The 16786-nt window shown below is 71.7% G+C and carries 16 protein-coding genes and 1 pseudogene; 5 read left to right on the forward strand and 12 right to left on the reverse strand.

The features are described from left to right. Positions 1–13: 13 nt before the first annotated feature. A complete protein-coding gene (locus RM779_RS22260) occupies positions 14–556 on the reverse strand; it encodes a TetR/AcrR family transcriptional regulator (RefSeq protein WP_311619521.1) in 543 nt (180 codons plus the stop codon). Between the two features lie 131 nt (positions 557–687). On the opposite strand from RM779_RS22260, the gene RM779_RS22265 reads away from it, so the two are divergent. Then, complete coding sequence (locus tag RM779_RS22265) at positions 688–1527, forward strand: NAD(P)H-binding protein (RefSeq protein WP_311619522.1); 840 nt, start codon at positions 688–690, stop codon at positions 1525–1527. A gap of 58 nt (positions 1528–1585) precedes the next feature. Next, positions 1586–2026 (forward strand): DNA-binding protein, encoded by a 441-nt coding sequence (locus RM779_RS22270; RefSeq protein WP_311619523.1) that lies wholly within the window; start codon positions 1586–1588, stop codon positions 2024–2026. Between the two features lie 4 nt (positions 2027–2030). Here RM779_RS22270 and RM779_RS22275 read toward each other — a convergent pair whose 3' ends face one another. From RM779_RS22275 to RM779_RS22285, 3 genes are all read right to left on the reverse strand, one after another. After that, positions 2031–3005 (reverse strand): ketopantoate reductase family protein, encoded by a 975-nt coding sequence (locus tag RM779_RS22275; protein WP_311619524.1) that lies wholly within the window; start codon positions 3003–3005, stop codon positions 2031–2033. 1 nt (position 3006) lies between these two features. Then, positions 3007–4092: a L,D-transpeptidase family protein gene (locus tag RM779_RS22280; RefSeq protein ID WP_311619525.1), complete on the reverse strand. Its 1086-nt coding sequence runs from the start codon at positions 4090–4092 to the stop codon at positions 3007–3009. Between the two features lie 139 nt (positions 4093–4231). Beyond that, positions 4232–4975 (reverse strand): sulfite exporter TauE/SafE family protein, encoded by a 744-nt coding sequence (locus RM779_RS22285; RefSeq protein WP_311619655.1) that lies wholly within the window; start codon positions 4973–4975, stop codon positions 4232–4234. 241 nt (positions 4976–5216) lie between these two features. Here RM779_RS22285 and RM779_RS22290 point away from each other — a divergent pair, with 241 nt between their 5' ends. Continuing rightward, positions 5217–5921 carry a SanA/YdcF family protein gene (locus RM779_RS22290; RefSeq protein ID WP_311619526.1) on the forward strand — a complete coding sequence of 235 codons (705 nt, stop codon included), beginning with the start codon at positions 5217–5219 and terminating at the stop codon, positions 5919–5921. 187 nt (positions 5922–6108) lie between these two features. Next, entirely contained in the window at positions 6109–7224 is a 1116-nt protein-coding gene (locus RM779_RS22295; protein WP_311619527.1) for an acyltransferase, read from the forward strand. A 61-nt stretch (positions 7225–7285) separates the two neighbouring features. Here the strand turns inward: RM779_RS22295 and RM779_RS22300 are convergent, their stop codons facing one another. From RM779_RS22300 to RM779_RS22325, 6 genes and pseudogenes are all read right to left on the reverse strand, one after another. Further along, positions 7286–8737 carry a polysialyltransferase family glycosyltransferase gene (locus RM779_RS22300; RefSeq protein ID WP_311619528.1) on the reverse strand — a complete coding sequence of 484 codons (1452 nt, stop codon included), beginning with the start codon at positions 8735–8737 and terminating at the stop codon, positions 7286–7288. A 3-nt stretch (positions 8738–8740) separates the two neighbouring features. After that, positions 8741–9706 carry a glycosyltransferase family 2 protein gene (locus RM779_RS22305; protein WP_077060285.1) on the reverse strand — a complete coding sequence of 322 codons (966 nt, stop codon included), beginning with the start codon at positions 9704–9706 and terminating at the stop codon, positions 8741–8743. Positions 9707–9940: 234 nt separating this feature from the next. Next, positions 9941–10573, reverse strand: a complete 633-nt coding sequence (locus RM779_RS22310; RefSeq protein WP_311619529.1) for an MBL fold metallo-hydrolase — start codon at positions 10571–10573, stop codon at positions 9941–9943. Beyond that, positions 10573–11658, reverse strand: coding sequence for an S-(hydroxymethyl)mycothiol dehydrogenase (locus RM779_RS22315; protein ID WP_311619530.1), 1086 nt, complete (start codon positions 11656–11658; stop codon positions 10573–10575). Before RM779_RS22315 ends, RM779_RS22310 begins: the two co-directional genes overlap by 1 nt. Before the next feature lie 123 nt (positions 11659–11781). Next, on the reverse strand, positions 11782–12309 hold the full coding sequence (locus tag RM779_RS22320) for a hypothetical protein (protein ID WP_311619531.1): 528 nt from the start codon (positions 12307–12309) through the stop codon (positions 11782–11784). Positions 12310–12586: 277 nt separating this feature from the next. Further along, positions 12587–13306 (reverse strand): annotated as a pseudogene (locus RM779_RS22325) (lytic polysaccharide monooxygenase auxiliary activity family 9 protein); the annotation flags it as partial. 318 nt (positions 13307–13624) lie between these two features. Here RM779_RS22325 and RM779_RS22330 point away from each other — a divergent pair. Further along, the gene (locus tag RM779_RS22330) at positions 13625–14704 is read left to right on the forward strand and encodes a glutathione S-transferase family protein (RefSeq protein ID WP_311619532.1); all 1080 of its coding nucleotides are present in this window, start codon (positions 13625–13627) and stop codon (positions 14702–14704) included. A 6-nt stretch (positions 14705–14710) separates the two neighbouring features. On the opposite strand, the gene RM779_RS22335 is transcribed toward RM779_RS22330, so the two are convergent. After that, positions 14711–15076: a PH domain-containing protein gene (locus RM779_RS22335; protein ID WP_311619533.1), complete on the reverse strand. Its 366-nt coding sequence runs from the start codon at positions 15074–15076 to the stop codon at positions 14711–14713. Positions 15077–15171: 95 nt separating this feature from the next. Then, positions 15172–16626: a protein kinase domain-containing protein gene (locus tag RM779_RS22340; RefSeq protein WP_311619534.1), complete on the reverse strand. Its 1455-nt coding sequence runs from the start codon at positions 16624–16626 to the stop codon at positions 15172–15174. Positions 16627–16786 lie beyond the last annotated feature (160 nt).

Consider the following 16786-nt stretch of genomic DNA (forward strand, 5'->3'; position numbering starts at 1 on the left):
GACGGGGGAGCGGTCAGCCGCGCGCCAGGCCGTCGATCATGTACGTGAGCAGCCGGTCGGCCTGTGCGGGCGGCACCTGGTCGCGCAGCCAGGCCGCGGCGCTGATCAGGGCGAAGACGTCGTCGGCCGTCGTGTCGGGGCGGATATCGCCCGCCGCGGTGGCGCGGGCGACGAGGTGCTGCCCTGCCTCGCTCATGCGCCGGCAGGCCGCGTTCAGCTCCGAGGTCTCGTCGTCGAGGCTGCCGAGCAGCTGGGCGGCCAGCCCGCGGTAGGTCGCGGCGTGCTCGGTCACGGCGGTGATCCACTCGGCGAGGGCCGCGCCGGTCCTGTCGGCGTCGCGCAGCCGGTCGCCGAGCCGGAAGACCGCGTCCTGGCGATCCCGGAGCAGCGCTTCGAGCAGGGCTTTGCGGGTGGGGAAGTGGCCGTAGAGGGTGCCGATGGCGACGCCCGCGCGGCGGGCGACGGCTTCGAGCGAGGCGTCGGAGCCCCGCTCGCGGAACACGGCCTCGGCCTCGGCGAGCAGGCGGTCGCGGTTGCGGCGGGCATCGGCGCGCATGGGGCTGCCTCCCGGGGCAGGGCGGGGATGGGGCGGGGATGGGGCGGGGCGGATAAGTCGAGGGCGCCTCGATATGGTGGTCGTTATCGAGGCAGTCTCAGGTTAACCGGAGGGCGTGCACAGTGATCTTGGTGACGGGGGCCACCGGCTCCATCGGCAGGCATCTGGTGCGGCAGCTGGCCGCCGCGGGCGCGGACTTCGCGGCCCTGGTGCGGACGGCGGCGAAGGGGGAAGCGCTCGGCTGCCGCTACGTCGTCGGCGACTTCGACGACCCCGGCTCACTGGCCGCCGCGTTCGCGCGGCTCGGGCCCGTGGACCGGCTGCTCCTGAACAGCACGGGCGCCGTGCCGGTACCCGACGGGGCGCCGCAGCCCATGGTCCGCAGGCAGAACGGCGCGATCGACGCCGCCCGCGCGGCCGGCGTCGGCCGCGTCGTGAAGATCTCGGCACTCGGCCCGCGGCCCGGCGGGAAGCTGTCGCTCGGCGCGCACTGGGACATCGAACGGCACCTGAAGGCGTCCGGCGTGCCCTGGTCGATCCTGCGGCCGAGCGGCTTCATGCAGAACTTCACGACCGGGGACGGCGGCTACGTCCGGGACGGTGCGCTGGTCGGGACGTTCGGTGCGGGCCGGGTGGCCTACGTGGACGCGGCCGATGTCGCGGCGTGCGCCGCCGTCCTGCTGACGGGGGAGCGCGGCGCCGGCGAGACGCACGTGCTGACCGGGCGCGAGGCCCTGACCCACCGGGAGATCGCCGCGAAGCTCGGGCTCGGCTTCCGCGACGTCCCGGCGGCGGAGGCGGCGGCCGAGTTGCGGGCGCGAGGGCTGCCCGCGGGGTTCGTGGCCGATCTGGTGTGGCTGTGGGAGGACATGGCCGCGGGCGGTCTTTCCGAGGTGACCGGCGCGGTCGCGGAGCTGACCGGACGCGAGCCGCGCACCTTCGACGCGTGGCTGGCCGCCGGGCAGGAGTGAACGGTTTGTTTGCATCAATCTGTTGACAACGGGGTGTGTGTGGCGGCATGGTGGGGGTATGGACCGCGACGAGAGCCCCGCGCCGGGCGCCGACCCGTTCACGCCCCCCGACCCGGACGAGGCGCGGGCGCACCGCGTGTACGCCTCGCTGTTCCGCATCGCCGAGCGGCACGCCGCCACCGGCGAGCAGCGCGCGCGGCAGGTGCACCCGTACACGCTCGCGCCGCACGAGGCCATCAGGCTGGTGTCGTTCCTGCTCAGCGGCGCCGCCGCGCTCGACGATGGCGAGCCGGAGATCGACCGGGCGGACATCACCGCCGCGCTGACGCTGGTGCCGCGGGCCCGCGGCGAGATGGACGAGTTGGAGGCCGGACTGCTCACCATGGCCAGGGGCCGCGGCCTGACCTGGCAGGAGATCGCGTTCGGTCTCGGCCTCGGCACCCCGCAGGCCGCACGGCAGCGCTACGCCCGCCTCGCCGGCCGCGTCCCCGAGGAGTGAGCGGCTACGCCACGCCCGTGCGTGCCGCCAGCTCCGCCGGCGGCAGCGAGCCGGGCGGGCGGCCCGCGCGGGCGGACTCGACGGCCAGCCGCTGCAACGCCTCGTTGACCGGCACCGGCACGCCGAACCGGCGACCGAGCAGCACGATCTCGCCGTTCAGATAGTCCGCCTCGATCGATCCCGTGCCGCGCCGCAGACTCTGCCACGACGAGCCGGCGACCCGTTCCTCGCCGTCGGCCTGCTGTATCCGCATGCGGTCGCCGCGCAGCCGGGCCTGCTCCTCCTCGCTCGCGTACGCGAGGCCCGCGGCGTCGAGCACGGCGACGCCCTCGGCGTGCGCCGCCGCCACCACCTCCGTGAGCGGCGGCGCGGCGGGGGGACCCGACAGCGCCTCCACCGCGTTCGCCAGGTTGGCCAGCAGCTTCGCGTACTTCCACCGCATGACGTCGGGCACCACGGGCGACAGGAACCGGGACGCCGTCAGATCGGCGGAGATCTGCCGCGCCGTGTCGTCGGCGCCGCCCGGGTAACGGCCCAGATGCAGCATCCCGGTCAGCGGGGCGCAGGGCGCGGTGACCTCCCCGGCCCTGAGGAACTGCGAGGGCAGCCACACGCACATCCCGTACACGTGCGGGAAACGGCGCAGCGCCAGCCGCTCGTTGGCCACGCCGTTCTGCGCGCAGACCAGCGGCGCCCCGCCCGCCACCGGCGCCCACGCGTCGAGCGCGGCCACGGAGTCCTGCGTCTTGACCGCGAGGACCAGCACGTCGTCCGGCCGCGGCCGGTAGGCGTCGGGGCCCTCGATCACCGGAACGGGCAGCTTCAGCACGGCCTCCGGCGTGTGCAGCCGCAGACCGTGCTCGCGGAGCGCGGCGGCGTGCGCGCCGCGCGCCACGAGGACGACGTCATGGCCGCTTTCGAACAGCCGGCCTCCGATGGCGCCGCCGACGGCGCCCGCTCCGATGATGAGATAACGCATGTCACCAGTAGACGACGACCCGGTCGCCCTCGGCCACCTCGTCGAACAGCCCGGCGATGGCGGCCTCGTCCCGGACGTTCACACAGCCGTGGGAGGCGCCGTTGTACCCGTTGGCCGCGAAGTCCTCGGAGTAGTGAACGGCCTGCCCGCCGTCGAAGAACATCGCGTACGGCATCGGGGAGTCGTACAGCGTCGAGTGGTGGTTGCGCGACTTCCAGTACACCTCGAACTCGCCCTCGCGCGTGGGCGTCTCCTCGGCGCCGAACCGCACGTCCACGGTCATCCGCACCTCGCCGTCGATGACCCAGGACATCGTGTTCGACGTTTTGGAGATGCACAGCACCCGGCCCTCCAGGCAGCGCTCGTCCAGGTCCTGGGCGGGCTCCACGTCGGGCACGTCGAGCGGCGGGTACATCTCCTCCTCGGCGGGCGTGGTGGTCTCCGCGGTCAGCGCGTCCCACGTCGGCTCGAAGACGGTGCCCGTCACCTCAAGGCCCGCCGCCTCCTGGTACGCCTGGACGGCGGCGGTGGTGACGTCGCCGTAGTAGCCCGTCGGGTTGTCCGCGAAGTGGCCGAGCTGCTTCAGCCGGGCCTGGAGCTCGCGCACCTGCTCGGAGTTGTCCCCGTAGCCCATCACCTGCTGCGGCGGGTACAGCTCGGTCTCGGTGGGCGTGGTGGTCGCCCCGGTCAGTGCCGACCACGTGCTCTCGAAGACCGTGCCGGACACCTCGAAGCCCGCGGCGCGCTGGTACTCCGAGACCGCGCCGAGCGTGACGTCGCCGTAGTACCCCGTGGGCTGGGCCACGAAGTGGCCGAGCTGAAGCAGCCGGGCCTGCAACTCCCGTACCTGGTCCGACTCGTCGCCGAAGTCGAGCAGGACCTGCTCGGCCGGCTCCTCGGACCCGTCCGTGCCGTCACCGCCCTCGCCGTCGTCCTCCGGCGGGGCCTGCTCCTCCTGCGACGCGGCGTCGGACGGCCCGTCCGACGCCTCCTGTCCCTGTGCCGAACAGCCGGTCAGCAGCAGCGCGGTGGTGACGGCGCTCGCGGCGGCCGACACGACATACCTGCGAAAGTGCGCGGAGCGCATCAGTGTTCCCCCTGGCGTTACCAGATCTCTCAGGACCTCATAGGTAAAGATGCGCGAACCCGGCGGATTGTTGCGTCGACAGCCATAACGATGGAGCCACGATTCCGCTACCGCTCCGGTTTCACCGCTTCCACCGCTTTCACCGCAGCAAATTGAGGCTCGACACCACCGTGAACACCAGTACCAGCCGCTCGAACCTGCTCTGGTCGAGCCGCTTCACCCCGGCCCGCCCGAGGAACACGCCGAGGAACAGCGCGGGCAGCAGTACCGCGTTGAGCGCCAGCGAGTCGACCGTGATCAGCCCGAGTCCCGCGCTGAACGGCACCTTGAACACGTTGACGATGAGGAAGAACCAGGCCGCCGTGCCCAGGAACGTCAGCATCGCGTAGCCCGCCGCGAGCAGGTACAGCGACATGACGGCGCCGCCCGCGTTCGCGACCATCGTCGTGAACCCGGCGAGCAGCCCGTAGCAGAACGCGATCCCCCGGCCCGCCTGCCGCGGCTTCCCCGTCGCGTCCGCGGCGCGTGCCGGGGCGCCGGCCGCGGACCGCGCGCCCCGGCGCCGCTGCCACAGGTGCACGCAGACCACCGCGAGCAGCAGGCCGCCGATGGTGCGGCGCATGACGGTGTCGTCGACCCTGGCCACGAACACGACGCCCGCGAGCACCCCGGCGGCGACCGAGGGGAAGAGGCGCAGCAGTGCCGGCCAGTCCACGTGCCGCCGGTAGGCGTGCACCGCGAACAGGTCGCCGACGATCAGCAGCGGCAGCAGCGCCCCGCTCGACTCGCGCGCGGGCAGTACGGCGGCGAACAGCGCCACGCTGATCGCGCCCACCCCGCCGATCGCCGTCTTGGCGATCCCGACCAGCACCGCGGCGGTCATCAGGACCGCGAGATCCGCCCCGCCGAGCCCGGTCACCCCGGTCACCCCGGTCACCCCGGTCGCGGAAGGACGTCGACGGCAGGCGGGCGTTCGCGCATGGGTGTCAACGATCCCCGGGGTGTACGGAAACTGTGCGGTGTACGGAAACTGTTCGATTGGCCATCATGCCCGATCCGCCGGTGCGGAGCCAGGGCGCCCGGCAGCCGGGGAACTCGGCCGCCGCGCGGTACGTGATAACGATGTGATCCCTGATCGATCGCGGCGCCTGCTGCGCGCCCTCAGGCCGCGCCTGCCGCGCACGATCCGCGGCAAGCGCAGGGCGGTCCAGGCCGTCATGGCACTGTGCGTCCTCGGCCTGCTGCCCTCGGCCTGGCTCCACCTCACCACCGACGGCCGGGTGCGGACCGTCGCCGACGCACCCGCCGCCCCGGTGACCGTCGTCTTCGGCGCGGGCCTGCGGCCGGACGGCGCGCCCACCCAGTGGCTCGCGCACCGCCTCGACGCCGCCGCGGAGCTGTACCACACCGGCCGCACCCGCGCGATCCTCGTCACCGGGGACAACAGCACGGAGGACTACAACGAGCCGGACGCCATGCGCGACTATCTCGTCGGTCTCGACGTGCCCGCGGACCGCGTCGTCGCCGACTACGCGGGGTTCAACACGTGGAACTCCTGTGCCCGTGCCAGTTCCGTCTTCGGCGTCACCGAGGCGCTGCTCGTCTCGCAGGACTTCCACATCCGGCGCGCCCTCGCGCTCTGCGAGGCGGCGGGTATAGACGCCTGGGGCGTGGGTGTGCCGGAGCGGTTCACCGGGGTCTGGGTGTTCAGCGGGGTACGGGAAATGGCGGGCGCGGTCACGGCGATGTATCAGGCTGCATTCGATCCGTCACCGGTCTTCCCCGGGCCCCCGGACAGCAGCTTGGATGAGATCCTGTCGGAGCACTGACGGACCCCGGTCGCCGGCCGCGCGCGGGCACCGGACGGTATCCCGTAGTTCACCGGGCGGATACCTTCCAGCGATGGAGCGTTATCGGGGAAGGGCTAGAAGTTCACGAGCAACGGATTCCGGAGCCAGGTCCGGCACCGGCGCTGCCGATACGGCACCCACACGAGCCACCTTGCGATCGGAACCCATGCCCGCTAACAGCGCACCACCAGCGACCCCGAAAACCGGCGCGGCCACCGACAGCGACAGTCTGAAGCCGGTCCCCGCACCTCGGTCCACGCCGAAGAACGAGCACCGGTTCGACATCGACCTGATGCGGCTGATCTGCTCCTGCGCCGTGATCCTCGGACACGTCGCGGGAGCCTTCATCCTTGCCGTCGACATGGACGAGTCGAACGGCGCGGCCTCCTACTGGGCGGGCCACATAGCGGACGGCGCGAACCAGTTCGCGGTGCCGATGTTCTTCGCCATGGCGGGCTGGGCCGTGCTGATGGGAGCCCCGCCGAAGGACAGCGCCCGCATGTGGACGCGGATCATCCGCAACGGGACCCCGCTGTTCGTCTGGACCGGCCTCTACCTGGTGTGGGCCTACCTGCGCGACCGCAACGACGAGCCCATGACCAACCTCGCGGTCGACTCCGTCTTCGGCTCCGTACAGCCCGCCTACCACCTGTGGTTCCTGTACGCGTACATCCCGATCATCATGGCCCTCGGCTTCGTGGTGCTGATCCGCGCCGGCCACCGCCCCTGGGGCCTCGGCGCCGCCCTGCTCGTCATCGCGGGCCTGCCGCACCTGCTGTCCACCGTGAGCGAGTTCACCGGCTGGTCGCCGCCGCCCGTGGGCTGGAGCTTCGGTACCTACTCGGTGGTGTACGCGATCGGCGGCGCCCTGCTGTTCGCCCTCCCGCAACGCCTTTCCAAGCGCAACCGCGGCCTGGTGGCGCTGCTGATGGTCGCCGCCATGGCCGGCTGCATCTGGTGGGACACGCAGGTCCACTACGTCATCGCGAACGCCCACCCCTTCGTCGCCATTCTCACCCTCAGCCTGCTGCTGCTCGTCAGCCGCATGCACATCCCCGAGAGCTGGCGCCCCCGGCTGACCCGGCTCTCCTCCGCGGCGATGGGCGCCTACATGGTCCACGTCTTCTTCGTCGAGGAGCTTGTCAAGCGCTGGGTCTCCGCGGACTCCGGCGCCGTCGAGGCCGCCGCGATGCTCGTGGCCATGGTCGCGATGACGACCGTGCTGTCCTACGCCGCGAGCCTGCTGTGGGGCAGGCTCGGCCTGCGCCGCTGGCTCGGCTGACCGGTCCGGTCCGGCCCGCCCGTCCGTTCTTGGAAGCGGACGGGCGGGCCGGACCGGCCGGTCACTTCTTGTTGCGCAGCGTCGCCTTGCGCACCTTGCGCGCGATGCGCATGGCGGTGCCGCCGCCGGGAAGCTGCCGGGTGAGGTGCGAGGCGAAGCCGCCGGGCAGCGCCAGCGCGGTGAGCCGCGCCCGCTTGAAGTACCGCCAGGTCGTCTCGTCCAGGTGCTGCTCCAGCCACTCCTCGGCCTCGCCGCGCAGCCCCGGATTGGTCTTGGCCTGCATGCAGTAGCCGACGGTCCGCACCAGCGGCGCGACCCGCTCCGCCGCATCGGGCAGCGCGGTGACGGCCTCGCCGGCCCGCCGCGTCTCCAGATCGGGCACCAGGGCGTCGACGATGGTCAGCGGAATGCGGTTGCTGTTCTGGTAGGGCGTGATCCGTTCCATGAGCAGCCCCGTCCCGACGCGGGCGATCGGCACCTCGTAGTACGAGGAGGCCGTCAGCATCGCCGTGGAGAAGCAGCCGACCACGAGCCCGGGGCGGTAGTGGTGGAACACCGTCTCCGCCAGCATCGGCGTGTCGAGAACGGTCAGCCGCACCCCGGCGTCCGCCGCGGCCTTCTCCAGCGCCCTGGAGTACTGGACGGGCGCGGTCGGATGCGGCTTGAACACCGCGTTCCTGAACCCGGCCGCCGCCGCGCCGCGCAGCATCCGCTCGTGCAGCGCCTCCTCCTCCTCGGTGGTGAGGATGTCGAGGGCCGCGAGGTACTGCCCGAGCAGCACCGCGACCGGCGCCTGCGCCTGCTGCTCCGCCGCCTCGCCGTTCCGTTCCGCGTCCGCGTCGTTCCGTTCCGCGTCCTGCTCCTGGTCCGCGTCCTGGTGCCCGGCGGCCCGGACCACGTCGGCGAGCGTGTGCTCGGCGCTGATCTCGTCGAGGACGGCGCGGAACGCGTCGCCCGGCACGACCTCGGACGGCACCCGGTGCTCGGCCAGCAGCAGCGGGGCGAGCCCCGGCACCAGGTCCAGGTGCAGCAGGCGCTGTATCCGGACCGCGGTGTCCTGCGCCAGCCGGTCGCGGGTGGGGCCGTAGCTCATGAGCCCGTCCGCGTACACGTGGATGTCCGCATCCGCGAAGATCACGGCCAGCGCGGCGGCCGGCTTCGCGTGTACGGACTCCACCGCCAGCTCCACGGGCCCGTCGCCAAGACTCCAGTACCGGCGCAGCAGCCGCTCCCACACCGGGGCGTCGCGGTCGGCCGGGCCCCAGTCGCTGGGGTGGTGAGGACGGATGGTCTCGTTCCAGTCGATGACCCGGTCGAAGCGCGTCGCGATCCGGTCCCAGCCGGTCATCTCCGTGAGCGCGGCGGCCGTTTCGGGAACAGCCGCGTTATTGGACACCAGGAGCACCCGGCGCGCGTCGTCCCGCGCGCCGAACTGCCCGGCGTCCAGCGCCGCGGCGAGCGTGGCGGCCCCGTACAGCGTCGACACCTCGAAGATCTGTGTGCGCACACCCATGTCTCAGGCCGCCTTCCTTCCCCGGCCGAGCAGCCGGCGGAGCACTTTCCCGCGCTCGTCGCCCATCGCCACCAGTGTCCGCTCCAGAAGCTGCGGCGGGAAGCGCCGCAGCGCCGCCGCCGACTCCTGCTTCAACCGGCGCGCGGCCTCCGCCTCGTAGCTTCCCGCGTTCCCCGCGTGGAAGGCGATCATGGCGCAGTAGGTGCGCACGATCTTGGGCAGGAAGCGCTCCGCCTCCGGGTCCTTCTCGACCTCCCGCAGGATCAGGTCGTGCGCCGGGAGGAAGTCCAGCTGGCGGTCGTCCTTTATCTGCGTCAGCGAGGTGGTCACGCCCCGGCGGTAGAACACGCCGAGCAGGCCCACCGAGGCGAACGTCCGGGCCCGCAGCTGTAGTTGCCAGCAGAACACGCGGTCCTCCGCGGTGCGCAGATGCGTCTGGAACCGCAGGCCGTCCTCGAACAGCTCGCGCCGGTAGACCCCGGCCCACACGAAGGGGTAGTCGACCATCGTCTTCTTGTCCGACGGCGTGATCGCGTCCCGCGGGCTGATGGCCACCCCGCGCCGCGGCGCGGGCGCGCGGTTGACGGTGCGGCGCTTGCCGTTGGACTGCACGTGGTCGGTGCGCACGTAGTCGCAGTCCAGGTCCTCGATGGCGTGGGTCAACTCGTCGAGATAACCAGGTGCGTACCAGTCGTCCCCGTCGAGGAAGGTGAGGTACGCGCCCCGCGCCGCCTCGATCCCCGTGTTACGCGCCTGCGAAATGCCCTGGTTGGTGTCGTGCCTGATCACTCTCGTCCGCGGCAGCTCCCCCTCGGCCCGGCCGAGGATCTCCCCGGTCGCGTCCGTGGAACGGTCGTCCACCAGGATGAACTCGGTATCCGGCCCGGCGTTTCTCGCCAGGCTGCGCAGCGTGGTGGGAACGAATTCCTGCACGTTGTGGCAGGCGACGATGACAGAGAGCTTGGGCACCGGTATTCCAGGGGCTGTGAGCAGGGTGATCGCGACGGTAAACACGAGATCAGCGAGTCAGGATACGCTCAGATGACCACGCGGTGAACGGCGACTGTACGGTCGGCCAATTCCCCCTTTTTCCGGCACGGATCACCAATGGACACGCCCCAGCATGCCATCCGCCGGGGCGGCCCCGCGACGGACCGTGGGCCCGTCACGACGCACGCCCGCGGCGGGCGCTCCCCGTCGGCCTCAGTGCCCGCGGTCGATCCACTCCTGGAGGTGAGGCGCCTCGGCGCCGATCGTCGTGCCATCGCCGTGCCCGGTGCGCACGACGGTCGCGGGCGGCAGGGTCAGCAGACGGTCGCGGATCGACCCGACGATCGTCGGGAAGTCCGAGAACGAACGGCCGGTCGCGCCCGGCCCGCCCTGGAACAGGGTGTCGCCGGTGAACACGGTGTTCAGCTCCGGCGCGTGCAGGCAGACCGCGCCGGGCGCGTGCCCCGGCGTGTGCAGCACGGTCAGCGCGGTACCCGCCACGGTGAGGACCTGCCCGTCGGCCAGGTCGCCGTCCGGCTGCCGGCGGGGGTGCGTCTGCTCCCACAGCGGCAGGTCGGCCGAGTGCAGCAGCACCGGCGCCCCGGTGCGCTCCGCGAGGGCCGGAGCCGCGTTCACGTGGTCGTTGTGCGCGTGCGTGCTGACGATCGCCCGCAGCGCCCGGCCGCCGAGCGCCGCGGCGATGGCGTCCGCGTCGTGCGCGGCGTCGATGACGACGGCCTCTTCGTCGTCGCCGACGATCCACACGTTGTTGTCGACGTCCCACGTGCCGCCGTCCAGGGCGAACGTGCCCGAGGTGACGAGGTGTTCGACGCGCGCGCCCGCCATCACAGCACCACCACGGAACGCAGCACGTCGCCCGCGTGCATGCGGTCGAACGCGGCCTCGATGCCGTCGAGCGCGATCGTCTCGCTGACGAACGCGTCCAGGTCGAGACGCCCCTGCCGGTAGAGGTCGACGAGCATGGGGAAGTCACGGGACGGCAGGCAGTCCCCGTACCAGGAGGACTTCAGCGCGCCGCCGCGGCCGAAGACGTCGAGCAGCGGAAGCTCGATGCGCATCTCGGGCGTCGGCACGCCGACCAGCACCACCGTGCCCGCCAGATCGCGGGCGTAGAACGCCTGCCGGTACGTCTCGGGGCGGCCGACCGCGTCGATCACGACATCGGCGCCGAAGCCGCCGGTCAGCTCGCGGATCGCGTCGACCGCGTCCGTCTGTGCCGAGTTGACGGTGTGCGTCGCGCCCAGTTGCCTCGCCGTCGCCAGCTTCCGTTCGTCGATGTCCACGGCGATGATCCGCGCCGCCCCGGCCAGCCGCGAGCCGAGCACGGCCGCGCCGCCGACCCCGCCGCAGCCGATCACCGCCACGCTGTCGCCGCGGCCGACGCCGCCGGTGTTGATCGCGGAGCCGATGCCCGCCATGACGCCGCAGCCCAGCAGGCCCGCGGCGGCGGGTGACGCCTCCGGGTCGACCTTGGTGCACTGCCCGGCCGCGACGAGCGTCGCCTCGGCGAACGCGCCGATGCCCAGGGCCGGCGACAGCTCCGTGCCGTCCTTCAGCGTCATGCGCTGCCGCGCGTTGTGCGTGCTGAAGCAGTACTGCGGCCTGCCCCGCAGGCAGGCGCGGCAACGGCCGCAGACCGCACGCCAGTTGAGGATGACGAAGTCGCCGGGCGCCACCTCCGTGACGCCCTCCCCGACCAGCTCCACGACCCCCGCGGCCTCGTGGCCCAGCAGGAACGGGTAGTCGTCGCTGATACCGCCCTGCTTGTAGTGCAGATCGGTATGGCACACCCCGCACGTCCGGACGCGCACCACCGCCTCGCCGGGCCCCGGGTCGGGTACCACGATCGTCTCCACCCGCACCGGTTCGTCCTTGCCCGGCGCGATGACGCCACGTACTTCGAGTGCCATAGAGGGGGCCCTTCCGATCTATCGGACCGATACGCCGACCTGGGCTGGTCGCGCTCATGCCGGTGCCATTCTCGGGCACACCGTGCGAACCGTCCATGAGCCGCGGCCGCCCCGGGCCACGGCTCAGCAGCCGCCGCAGTTGTAGTACGTCACGTCCCAGTGGTTGCTCTCGCGGGCGTAGACGTTCCCGGACGCCGACTCGTACAGCGCGGCGCCGTCGCCGCGCTCGCCGATGTAGGTGAACGCGCCGGTCACGTAGGAGTTGAGGCAGCTGCTGAGCCCGAAGTCGAGCTTGTAGCCGTTCCAGTGGCTGTAGGTGCCGCCCGCGTGTCCGGTCTCGGTGCCGCCGGTGACGTTCAGCGCACAGCCGCTCGCCGACTTGAGGGTCTGCGCGCCCTGCGCCGAGGCCAGGTTCAGCTGTTCGAACGAGGTGCAGGTGGGCACGTTGCGGTCGGAACAGCCGCCCGAGGACGACCAGGTGATGCCCGAGGACTGGAACATCGACGTGGCCTGCGAGTGGCTGATCTTGGTGACGAGCGGCGCGGGGGCGGCCGCGGGTGACCCGTCGGCCAGGGCGGACGCGGCCCCCGGCCCGGCGAACAGCGCGGTGCCGGCGAGCGCGAGCGTGGTGAGGACGGAACGCAGTTTCATGGGAGAAACCCTCCTGCTTCCTTCCGCCCCGGGCCGGGGCGGGCGGGCTGGCCTGTGGGGTGGGCTGTGCAGGTGCGGTGCGGTGCGGTGCACAAGGATGGTGCCCGACGTCTACGCGCGTTCGCCAGAGCGCGGGGGCGACTCGAATGTGAAGAAACCGTGAGCCCGCGGCGTGCCCCGCCACAGCCATACAGCGCAGGGGCCCCGCCGGACATGCGCCCGGCGGGGCCCTTGACTTCGTTCCGGCGTCACGGTCGGCCGGAAGCGGACGTCACATGGTCACCTGGCCGCTGCCGCCGTCGAAGACGACGTCGGAGCAGGAGTAGAAGTTCTCCTGGCTGTCCGAGCGAATCCAGTGGACGAAGAGGACGTGCTGACCGGTCTTGCCGGAGGGCAGGGCCTGGTCCCAGTGGTAGTAGCCGCCGTCGGAACCGGCGCCGCCCTGCTGCGGCGGGTCGGTCACGGAGTTGATCAGCTCCAGGTCGCTCCACCCGATCGGCTGGGTGGGGGACCAGCCGTCCTTGGTGATGTACACGTCGAAGTCGCCCGGGTGGGCGGCCCAGTTGCTGTACTGGAGCTCAATGGTGGAGCCAGCCGTCAGGTGGGTCGTGGGCCAGTCGGCGCGGGCCGCGTTGTACGAGGAGAAGTCGTAGGGGCCGTTGTGGCCGCCGCTGCAGATCTCACCGTCCGGGATGTACCCCTCGGTCCTGCCGCCGCCGTTCGAGTCCAGAACGGCGAACCAGTTGTACAGCGGCGTGGTGCCGGTCTCGGCCACCGCGTCGGCACAGGCGGGGTTGGAGGGGGTCTGGTTCCCGCTCGCGAGCATGTCCTTGTAGCACAGGTACGTCCGCGAACCGGGCGACATCGAGACGCCGTGCGCCGATGCCGGGGACGGCAGGCTCGCCATGACGAGCCCGAGCAGGGCGGCTCCCAGGACGCTCAGCAGGCGAGCGTTCCGGAACGGGGCCTTCTTCCGTTCGACGTGTGGATGAGCCATGTGGGGGGTCTCCTAGCTGTTCTGCACGCGATTCCCGTGGGAGCGCTCCCGCACAGCAACGTAGCGCCCATCGAATCGTTGCGTAAGCGTTCGCGCACGAACTCCTGCGCGCCGCATGTGACTCCGGGCAATCGCCCCACGCCAGCGTGCCGCGCGACGGACAGGAAATTCTGCGAACGGAAGGGAACGGAACGGCACGGAGCCGAACCGGGCCGAGCCGTCCGCGAAGCGGGTGACATCGGGCTTAAAACGGCCCGTCGCGGGCAATCACAGGCAGTTGGGCAGCGACACAGGGGATGACGAACGTGAGGACCGAGCATGAGTCGCACGACTGACGCGCACGCCGGGGACCCGGCGGGAGACACCGCCGAGGGGGCCGCCGGGGCCGACCACCAGGGCAACACCCAGTACGGCAGAAAGAGCTTCAAACGGTCCGCGGGCCACTTCACCGACCGCATCACGGCCGACGGCGCCGACGGCTGGCCGGTCGAGGCCGGCCGCTACCGGCTCGTCGTCAACCGCGCCTGCCCCTGGGCGAGCCGCGCGCTGATCTCCCGGCGCCTCCTCGGCCTGGAGGCGGCGCTGTCCCTCGCCGTCACCGACCCCATCCAGGACGACAGGAGCTGGCGCTTCACCCTCGACCCGGACGGCAAGGACCCGGTGCTCGGCATCCGTTACCTCAAGCAGGCTTACGACGCCCGCGAGACCGGCTACCCGGGCGGCGTCAGCGTCCCGGCCGTCGTCGACGTGCCCACCGGGCTGCTGGTCACGAACGACTACCAGCGGATCACCCTCGACCTCGCCACCGAGTGGACGGCGCTGCACCGCGAGGGCGCGCCCGACCTGTATCCGCACGCGCTGCGCGACGAGATCGACGAGGTCATGGACGGCGTCTTCCGCGACGTCAACAACGGCGTGTACCGCGCCGGTTTCGCCACCCGGCAGGACGAGTACGAGGCGGCCTACCACGACGTGTTCCGCCGCCTCGACCAGCTGTCGGAGCGGCTCGCGGACCGCCGCTACCTGGTCGGCGACACCCTCACCGAGGCCGACATCCGGCTGTTCACCACGCTGGTCCGCTTCGACGCCGTCTACCACGGCCACTTCAAGTGCAACCGCTCCAAGCTCACCGAGGACCCGGTGCTGTGGGCGTACACCCGCGACCTCTACCAGACGCCTGGCTTCGGCGACACGGTCGACTTCGACCACATCAAGCGGCACTACTACCTCGTGCACACCGGCATCAACCCCACCGGCATCCTCCCGGCCGGGCCCGACCTGTCCGGCTGGCTGACCCCGCACCACCGCGAGCAGCTCGGCGGGCGGCCGTTCGGCGACGGCACCCCGCCGGGGCCGCCTCCCGCGACCGAGGAGATCCCCCCGGCGGGTCGGCCCTGACCTCGGCTACCTCGCCACGAACTGGGTCAGTATCGCCTGCACTTCGTAGATGTCGACGCCCTTGGTGAACGTCTTCTCGATCGGCAGGTCCGTGCCGGAGATCCAGATCTTCAGCTCCGCGTCGAGATCGAACGTCCCGGCGGTCTCGACCGCGAAGTGCGTGATGCTCCGGTAGGGGATCGAGTGGTACTCCACCTTCTTGCCCCTGATGCCCTGCTTGTCGACGAGGATCAGCCGCCGGTCGGTGAAGAGGATGGTGTCGCGGATCAACTGGAAGGCGGCATGGATACGTTCGTCATGACCCAGCAGCCGCGCATACTCCTGTTGCGCGGCCACGGGATCAACGGTGTGCGCATTGCCGAAGAGTGCCACAGCAGGCCCCCGCCCTGAGAGATTGCACGTTCTGTGTGCACTGTAGAGGATTCCGCACGCGGAAGCGGCGCACGGCGGACCGCCGTGCGCCGCCCTCAGGCGTGGAGCCGCACCGTTTCCCGCGTCGTCCCGGCGTGCAGGTCGACCATGGTGCGCACCGGCGGCGGCAGCCACTCGTTCGTCTCGTGCGGCGCGGGCGGCGACAGGCGGGTGAGGATGTCGTCCAGGCCGGGCCTGGCCGCCGGGTCGGGCGCGAGGCAGCCCCGCACCAGCTCCTGAAGCCCCTCGGGAAGCAGCCGGAGGACCGACTCGATCGGCTGCCCGTCCGCCAGCGGCACGAGCCCGCCCGCGTGGCACAGCACCATGCCGTAGGCGTACACGTCGGTGGCGGGCGTGACGGCCGCACCCGTCAGCTGCTCGGGCGCGAGGAACCCCGGCGTGCCCACGACGTGTCCTGTGCGGGTGAGCGCCGTGGCGTCGACGGCGCGGGCGATGCCGAAGTCGATGACGCGCGGGCCGTCCTCGGAGATGATGATGTTGCTCGGCTTCAGGTCGCGGTGCACGATGCCGCAGGCGTGGATGCCCGCCAGGGCCTCCGCCATGCCGCCGGCGATCGTGTACAGCGTCGGCGAGGGCAGCGCGCCGTGGTGGCTGATGACGTAGTGCAGGGACGGGCCTGGGATGTACTCCGTGGCCAGCCAGGGCGGTTCACCCGCCGGGTCGGCGTCCACCAGGGAGGCCGTGCGACTGCCGCCCACGCGCCGCGCCGTCTCGATCTCGCGCGTGAACCGCCGCCGGAACGCCGCGTCCTGCGCGAACTGGCCGCGGATCACCTTGACCGCGACGGGCTGTTCCGCGGGCGAACGGCCGAGGTACACCGTTCCCATGCCGCCCTCACCGAGCCGCGCGAGCAGCTGGTAGGGGCCGACCCGCGGCGGGTCCTCCGCCCGCAGCGGCCGGTGCGGCACCCCGGCGCCGCCCGCCGCGGGGCCCGCGGAGCCAGGCGTGGCGTGGGACGTGACGGTGGCGGCCTGCGGGGACGAGGACGGGTCGATCGCGTCGATGAGGACGCGGTCGATGCGCAGCCCCCAGGCGTCCGCGGAACGGGCGAGCTCCTGGTGCAGGGACGCCCCGATCTCCTTGCGCGAGGCGAGCGCGCGCTCCGCGTCCAGCTGTCCCGCGGCGACCCGCAGGGTGTTGTACGCCTGCTGCTCCATCGCCCCGACGTAGTTCGTCACGTGGTACACCGCCTTCACCGGGTCCTGGACCTGGAGGTAGACGGTGATGTCGGCGTTGAGCGCGTGGTTGTCCCTGGTGGTGACCCGCACCGGCTGGAGCGGCACGACCTGGAGCCGCGTGTCGACGCGGTGCGCGACCTTCTCCACGCCGAACATGACGAAGCTCATCCCCGGGGTCAGCGTGCGGTGGTAGCGGCCGAGCCGCTCCACGAGGCCGACGTTCCCGACCGGAATCCTCTGCAACGACTTGCGCAGCAGGGCGATCAGCCCGATCAGCACAGCGCCGTTGAGTAGCGAGATCCAGATGTCCAAGGTCACTCCTGGGCCGCAGGGTAAGTGCGTTGCGGGTCGGGGCGGTTGATGCGGCCCCCAGACTACGAGGGCCCGCCCCTGTGCCACCGGCGCGGGTTCGCTCGTGAGGATGCCTTCACAAGGACACGATGAAATCTCCAAGCTCCCGCCGGCCCCCGGC

Source organism: Streptomyces johnsoniae (assembly GCF_031845565.1).
Lineage (GTDB): Bacteria > Actinomycetota > Actinomycetes > Streptomycetales > Streptomycetaceae > Streptomyces > Streptomyces johnsoniae.

What these genes read in the sequence shown, in the direction of transcription:
- RM779_RS22275 (WP_311619524.1), bottom strand. Translation starts at nt 3,005, where the DNA reads ATGCGTTATCTCATCATCGGAGCGGGCGCCGTCGGCGGCGCCATCGGA.
- RM779_RS22285 (WP_311619655.1), bottom strand. Translation starts at nt 4,975, where the DNA reads ATGACCGCCGCGGTGCTGGTCGGGATCGCCAAGACGGCGATCGGCGGG.
- RM779_RS22300 (WP_311619528.1), bottom strand. Translation starts at nt 8,737, where the DNA reads ATGGGTGTGCGCACACAGATCTTCGAGGTGTCGACGCTGTACGGGGCC.
- RM779_RS22320 (WP_311619531.1), bottom strand. Translation starts at nt 12,309, where the DNA reads ATGAAACTGCGTTCCGTCCTCACCACGCTCGCGCTCGCCGGCACCGCG.
- RM779_RS22295 (WP_311619527.1), top strand. Translation starts at nt 6,109, where the DNA reads ATGCCCGCTAACAGCGCACCACCAGCGACCCCGAAAACCGGCGCGGCC.
- RM779_RS22280 (WP_311619525.1), bottom strand. Translation starts at nt 4,092, where the DNA reads ATGCGCTCCGCGCACTTTCGCAGGTATGTCGTGTCGGCCGCCGCGAGC.
- RM779_RS22315 (WP_311619530.1), bottom strand. Translation starts at nt 11,658, where the DNA reads ATGGCACTCGAAGTACGTGGCGTCATCGCGCCGGGCAAGGACGAACCG.
- RM779_RS22310 (WP_311619529.1), bottom strand. Translation starts at nt 10,573, where the DNA reads ATGGCGGGCGCGCGCGTCGAACACCTCGTCACCTCGGGCACGTTCGCC.
- RM779_RS22330 (WP_311619532.1), top strand. Translation starts at nt 13,625, where the DNA reads ATGAGTCGCACGACTGACGCGCACGCCGGGGACCCGGCGGGAGACACC.
- RM779_RS22270 (WP_311619523.1), top strand. Translation starts at nt 1,586, where the DNA reads ATGGACCGCGACGAGAGCCCCGCGCCGGGCGCCGACCCGTTCACGCCC.
- RM779_RS22260 (WP_311619521.1), bottom strand. Translation starts at nt 556, where the DNA reads ATGCGCGCCGATGCCCGCCGCAACCGCGACCGCCTGCTCGCCGAGGCC.